1 rRNA gene is annotated in these 453 nt (G+C 53.0%); it reads left to right on the top strand.

Going from position 1 to position 453, the window contains the following annotated elements:
- Positions 1–6 precede the first annotated feature (6 nt).
- Positions 7–119, top strand: a 5S ribosomal RNA gene (rrf, locus tag CS062_RS25400).
- Positions 120–453 lie beyond the last annotated feature (334 nt).

Here is a 453-nt window from a genome sequence, read left to right on the forward strand (position 1 = left end):
GTCAAGCCTGATGACCATAGCGAGTCGGTCCCACCCCTTCCCATCCCGAACAGGACCGTGAAACGACTCAGCGCCGATGATAGTGCGGATTCCCGTGTGAAAGTAGGTCATCGTCAGGCTAATATCCGGAGACGCCCGGTCAGATGACCGGGCGTTCCTTTCTCTGCTTGCAGAGATCAGCGCTTTGCGGAGCGTTGATCTCTGAGGCCGAGGCAGCGTCTAAGGCGTCATGAAAATGATCGCGAAAGATGCTTGACAAGTTCAAACGAACTCGTTTATAGTCTCGCTTCTGCGCTGCTGACGACAAGTCGGCGACGCGACGAAGCTGGCGCAAGCCGCTTCGATGTTCTTTAAGAATTTACAGCCGATAAGCGTGGGCGTCTGAACGAGCGACCTGAGAAGGTTAAATCTTTAGACGCTCACGGAAATGAATGAAGCTATGAAAGTAGTCTT

Origin of the sequence: Roseateles chitinivorans (genome assembly GCF_002761755.1) — a bacterium.
Classification (GTDB): Bacteria; Pseudomonadota; Gammaproteobacteria; order Burkholderiales; family Burkholderiaceae_C; genus Roseateles; species Roseateles chitinivorans.